We start from the raw sequence: 5731 nt of genomic DNA on the forward strand, positions 1-5731 counted from the left end.
GTTCAATGACAGATGGTTATGACTGCTATCAAAATGCACTGGCTGAGAGAGTAAACGGTATTCTTAAAAACGAATACTTGTTAATGAAACCAAATAACCTAAATGAGGCAAGGGAAATGGTAAAACAATCAGTCGATTTATATAATCAACAAAGGCCACATTCGGCCTTAAAATACAAAACGCCCGATGAAATTCATCAGGCGTTTTAATCAAAAAAGTGTCAACCCATACTAGGATGGGTCATTATTTTTTGCATTGAGCTGATATTCAAGCAGCTTGGCTTCTTTCATAAAAGCGTACATTGCCTCGATAGCTGAGTGGACTACGCCGCGCCAACCTGAGCGCCACATTTGACGAAACACCATAGACTTAAAGAAAATTAAAGGGAAAACCAAAGCCAATTTAACGACCGAGGCCTTTTTACCGCGTTCAAACTTTTCAAGCGCCCCGAGCGACGAGTACTTGTTTTGTTTTAACATCAGTTGCTCAACACTGTGATAGCCGTAATGAATGATATTGCCTTTAATACGCTGTACTGTGCCTTCTACTTTGACATTTTCATGGACGTGTTTGTCTAGTGGAAAGCTGATCTTGTCTTTGTTGTACACTCTAACAATAGAGCGTTTATGTGATTTGGGATGCATTTGCGCACCCATAAAAATATCTTCAAAATTGACTCGAATTGCATCAACTTGTTGGGCTTCGACGGTCTCGACAATTTCAGCAAGTACATCTGCTGGTACTACTTCATCGCCATCTAAATTAAAACACCATTGGTTTTTACATTGCTGAAGAGCAAAGTCTTTTTGCTTAGCAAATCCCAACCAGTCTTGGTGAATAACTTTAGCACCCAGTGCCTTGGCTGCTTCTACCGTGCCATCTGTTGAGCCTGAATCGACAACGACGATCTCATCAAGCGATTGTACACTTTTAATAACGTCTTCTATTTTTGCGATTTCGTTTTGCGTGATAATAAAGACACTTATTGGGTATTTCGTCATATTGAAGCTGATCTTTTCATCTAGTCTTAGACGTAATGTTAGCACGTCCGTATGAGAGGATTAGTGGTATTTAGCGGCCGAAATAAGCACCACTTCGACCTTATCAAGTGTAATTTAAACTTTTAATTTGATATTGGGCATTGTCGCCAATGCTGCTAATGCTTGTTCTGCTTTGATTTGAAATACACTTTCTTTACTGAGCTGAGCGGGGAGTTTAGCTGTATCGACCAGTTGCTCTGCACTTTTATTGATAAATGCTTGGTTACTGACTGAGAAGGTTTTACCTAAAATTTTTGTCACCGTTCTGCCTAATTGCTTCGCCGTTTTATGAGCATGCCAGTCTAGTAAACTGGATGACGGAGTAGGGCGAAACGCGAGATCAAGCTCCATCGATTCACTCCAATCAAACCACTTGCTTCTGTGTTTAGCTAATATAGGTTCCATAGCTATCCAAGGCGTTCTTAACGTATCAGCTAAAATAGCGCCGTGCATGGCCTCTGTTAGCAATACTTCTGATGCTTGAATCTCTCGTAGGATGGATTCGACATCATCACGAGGGTCGATAAAGTGAATACCTGCTTGTTGGCACGTTTGCTGCCAATTACCTCTGACGATACTTTTAAAGTGAGGCATAAAACTCACTTTGTGCTTTTTTTCTTGCTTAGGCAGGTTGAGGTAATGCGTTAAAATAGCGGCATCAGTGATTGCTAGTTTTGCATCTATCCCCAGTGCTTTTGCCGTTCTTGGCCCTCTTACAAAACAAAAATCCCAGCTGCCATCTTTGACATTGGGCACTTGCGTGTAGCCACCATATCCAGACCCAACGACTATTTTTTTTGCCGAATCTGGGTATTTATCCCAAATGATAGAGCCGATCCCTAAAAATAACTCTTCTGCATTATCATCAAAATAGTCAGGTTCGATTAAACCTTGCCACATAACGGCATTGAGTTCATCGCCAAAATTTGATTCTTTAGATGAAAAGTAAGTTAGTTTCATTGGAAAGGGGGCTCGTATAGAAATAAATGGAATAAAAAAGCTTGTTTGCCTTTGCTTAGGTTATTTTCTCAGCTTGATAACGAATAGACAAGACATAATAACTCTGCTGACCTTGCGGTGTTGTGACTACAACTTCATCATCAACTTGTTTTCCGATTAATGCTCGGGCCATGGGGGAATCAATACTGATCCAACCTTTTTTTGCATCGAACTCATCTGAGCCAACAATGCGATAACAGTAGGTTTGTTCATCGTCATCTTCTAATTCGACCCAAGCACCAAAAAAGACTTTGCCTTCCTGCTGAGAATTGGGGTAAACAACCTGTAATTGGTCAAGACGCTTTGTTAAAAAGCGAACGCGTCTATCGATTTCACGCAAGCGCTTTTTACCGTAAATGTACTCTGCGTTTTCACTGCGATCACCTAGTGCGGCAGCTTCAGAAACGGCTTGAGTGACACGAGGTCTTTCTTCTTTCCATAAAAACCTCAATTCTCTTTCTAATTCATCCCAGCCTTCGCGGGTAATGTGGTTACTTTTTTTCATTGACTCATACCTATTTAACCCTGTGAGTATGCCATATATTGCTCACTAAGTTGCAGCCTTTGATACCAACAAAGCTCATTGCAAAAATAACTAAACCGTTTTTCTAAAACGAGCTAACTGAATTGCTAATGGTAGGCCGATGGATGAGTTTAAAATTTGACTTGTTGCAGATAAATAACTGCAATTTTGCTGGCTAATTAAGCATTGCCAACTAAGATGGTGAAATCACATTTTTAGTGGCTTGGTTTTTGATATTCAGGCCCTATATTAGGCTTAATAACGTCGCTTTTTCATAATAAAATTTTCTGGAACTTTTATGTCCGATATTCTTCAAACGCTTGCAAGTGAATTAAATGTGCAAGTGAGCCAAGTTACTTCTGCAGTTAAATTATTAGATGACGGTGCAACTGTGCCCTTTATTGCTCGTTATCGTAAGGAAGTAACGGGCGGTTTAGACGATTCTCATCTTCGTACGTTAGAAAATCGTTTAGGCTATTTACGCGAATTAAATGAACGTCGCGCTGCCATTTTAAAAAGCATCAAAGAGCAAGATAAACTTACCCCTGCGCTAGAGAGCGCCATTAACGGGGCTGCATCTAAAACAGATTTAGAAGAGTTATACCTACCGTACAAACCTAAGCGTCGTACCAAAGGCCAAATTGCTATCGAAGCAGGCCTTGAGCCCCTTGCTGATAAATTATTAGCCGATTTAAACCTCGACCCAGAAAAAGAAGCACAAGCCTATATCAATAAAGATACAGCTATTGAATCAACTAAAGATGCCCTTGATGGCGCGCGTTTTATTGTTATGGAACGGTTTGCTGTTGAGGCGCCGCTCCTTAAAAAAATTCGTAATTACCTTTGGCAAAATGCAACACTCGATAGCAAAGTTATTGCAGGTAAAGAGCAAGAAGGCGCTAAGTTTGCCGATTACTTTGAGTTTTCAGAGCGTTTAAATACTATTCCTTCACACCGCGCTTTAGCGGTTTTTCGCGGTCGTAACGAAGGCGTTTTATCGGCTAACTTAAACGCTGATCCTGAGCAGGAAGAGGGCGTTCGCATTTCAGTTGTTGAAGGCATGATTGCTGATTACTTCGGGTTTGAATATCAAGGTCGTGCGGCTGAAGCGTGGTTAAAGCAAGTTATCCAGTGGACGTGGCGTATCAAAATTAATACCCATATGGAAACCGAACTATTTGGCCAAGTGCGAGAAGGTGCTGAAGAAAGCGCAATTTCGGTTTTTGCGACCAACTTAAAAGATTTATTAATGGCCGCACCAGCAGGTAGTAAAGCGACAATTGGTCTTGACCCTGGAATTCGTACCGGTGTTAAAGTCGCTGTGGTCGATGATACAGGTAAAGTCGTACACACTGGGGTTATTTACCCGCACCCGCCACAAAACGCTTGGGATAAATCAAAGCGCACAATTGCAGCGTTGGCTAAGCAATACAACGTTGGCCTTATTAGTATTGGTAATGGTACGGGTTCGCGTGAAACCGATAAATTAGTCGGCGAATTACTGAAAGATGAAAAGCTGCCTATTACCAAGGTGATGGTGAATGAAGCCGGTGCATCGGTTTACTCTGCATCAGAAACGGCAGCCAATGAGTTCCCTGATATGGATGTGGCGCTTCGCGGTGCCGTTTCGATTGCTCGTCGTTTACAAGACCCACTGGCAGAGCTGGTTAAAATTGAGCCTAAATCAATTGGTGTAGGCCAATACCAACACGATGTCAGTCAGAGCATGTTAGCCAAAGCGCTAGATGCTGTAGTGGAAGATTGTGTAAACGCCGTTGGTGTTGATTTAAATATGGCATCTGCGCCATTACTGGCTCGCGTATCGGGTTTAAACAAAACCTTGGCACAAAATATTGTCGATTATCGCGATAGCCAAGGAAAGTTTGAAAAGCGCAGTGAGCTTAAAAAAGTCGCGCGTTTAGGGCCAAAAGCATTTGAACAATGTGCAGGTTTCTTGCGCATTATGGACGGTAAAGACCCCCTTGATGCATCTTCTGTTCACCCAGAAGCTTACCCTGTAGTGAAGAAAATTATCGATAACACAGAGCTCGATGTTAAAGCACTTATTGGTAATTCAACAAAATTAAAAGCACTGAACCCAAGCGATTACACCGATGAAACCTTTGGTGTACCGACGGTTACCGATATTATTAAAGAGCTAGATAAGCCAGGTCGCGACCCTCGTCCAGAGTTTAAAACGGCCAGCTTTAAAGACGGTGTCGATACGATAAATGACTTAAAGCCTGGTATGAAACTCGAAGGGGTTGTCACTAACGTGACTAACTTTGGTGCTTTTGTCGATGTAGGCGTACATCAAGATGGTTTAGTGCATATCTCTGCCATGTCTGAAAGCTTTATTGATGACCCACGTAAGGTGGTTAAAGCAGGCGATATTGTCAAAGTGAAGGTGTTAGAGGTGGATGTACCTCGTAAACGCATTGGTTTTACCATGCGAATGAGTGATGAAGTACACGCAACGGCCAGTAATGACAAACCCGCTGCGAATAAAGGCAAAAAGCCACAAGGTCAAAAGCCTCGTCAGCAAAAACAAAGTTTTGGCGGTGGTAACAGCCTAGGTGGCGGTGCTATGGGTAATGCTTTTGCCGATGCATTTGCCAAGGCAAAAAAATAAAGCCAAAGATAAGTAGCAATATCGATTAACAAAAAAGGGTATCTTGGATGCCCTTTTTTAAATCATAATGACCCGTCCTGAATAAGGTTGACACTTTTCCAACTTCAATTTGGAGAAGATAATGAAACCAATAACTAAGCGTACACAAAAAGATTATTCACTTGCCTTTAAATTATCCGTCGTTGATAAAGTAGAAAAAGGCGAATGTACTTACAAACAAGCGCAAGACCACTACGGTATTCAAGGTGCTTCAACCGTTTTAACTTGGCTTCGCCGATATGGTCAACTAGATTGGAGTAAAGGTACTCCCAATCATATGAATGAGCTTCCCCTTATGTCTAAACCCAATGACTTAACACCTGAGCAAAAAATCAAAGCCCTCGAAAAAGAGTTAGAAGATACCAAGATAAAAGCACAATTCTTTGAAACGATAGTCGATGTACTTGATAAAGATTTCGGAGTACGTATCACAAAAAAGCAACGCAACGCGTTATTGAAGAAAAAAACATAACCAAGCTATCTGTCAGTAGAGCTTGT

General features: G+C 41.5%; 5 protein-coding genes and 1 pseudogene. 3 read left to right on the plus strand and 3 right to left on the minus strand.

Features of this window, described 5'->3' with window-relative positions:
* Positions 1–209: integrase core domain-containing protein (locus HR060_RS18865; protein WP_174198709.1), on the plus strand; the 209-nt coding region annotated here is incomplete at its 5' end.
* A 21-nt stretch (positions 210–230) separates the two neighbouring features.
* Here HR060_RS18865 and HR060_RS18870 read toward each other — a convergent pair.
* From HR060_RS18870 to greB, 3 genes are all read right to left on the minus strand, one after another.
* Positions 231–1001 (minus strand): glycosyltransferase family 2 protein, encoded by a 771-nt coding sequence (locus HR060_RS18870; protein ID WP_174201832.1) that lies wholly within the window; start codon positions 999–1001, stop codon positions 231–233.
* A gap of 114 nt (positions 1002–1115) precedes the next feature.
* Entirely contained in the window at positions 1116–2000 is an 885-nt protein-coding gene (locus tag HR060_RS18875; protein ID WP_174201833.1) for a polysaccharide pyruvyl transferase family protein, read from the minus strand.
* A 55-nt stretch (positions 2001–2055) separates the two neighbouring features.
* Positions 2056–2544 (minus strand): transcription elongation factor GreB, encoded by a 489-nt coding sequence (gene greB / locus HR060_RS18880; RefSeq protein ID WP_174201834.1) that lies wholly within the window; start codon positions 2542–2544, stop codon positions 2056–2058.
* Between the two features lie 316 nt (positions 2545–2860).
* Here greB and HR060_RS18885 point away from each other — a divergent pair, with 316 nt between their 5' ends.
* Complete coding sequence (locus HR060_RS18885) at positions 2861–5194, plus strand: Tex family protein (RefSeq protein ID WP_174201835.1); 2334 nt, start codon at positions 2861–2863, stop codon at positions 5192–5194.
* A 121-nt stretch (positions 5195–5315) separates the two neighbouring features.
* Positions 5316–5702 (plus strand): annotated as a pseudogene (locus tag HR060_RS18890) (IS3 family transposase); the annotation flags it as partial.
* Between the last annotated feature and the right edge of the window lie 29 nt (positions 5703–5731).

Origin of the sequence: Marinifaba aquimaris (assembly GCF_013328345.1) — a bacterium.
Taxonomy (GTDB): domain Bacteria; phylum Pseudomonadota; class Gammaproteobacteria; order Enterobacterales; family Alteromonadaceae; genus Marinifaba; species Marinifaba aquimaris.

What these genes read in the sequence shown, in the direction of transcription:
- HR060_RS18875 (WP_174201833.1), bottom strand. Translation starts at nt 2,000, where the DNA reads ATGAAACTAACTTACTTTTCATCTAAAGAATCAAATTTTGGCGATGAA.
- HR060_RS18870 (WP_174201832.1), bottom strand. Translation starts at nt 1,001, where the DNA reads ATGACGAAATACCCAATAAGTGTCTTTATTATCACGCAAAACGAAATC.
- HR060_RS18885 (WP_174201835.1), top strand. Translation starts at nt 2,861, where the DNA reads ATGTCCGATATTCTTCAAACGCTTGCAAGTGAATTAAATGTGCAAGTG.
- greB (WP_174201834.1), bottom strand. Translation starts at nt 2,544, where the DNA reads ATGAAAAAAAGTAACCACATTACCCGCGAAGGCTGGGATGAATTAGAA.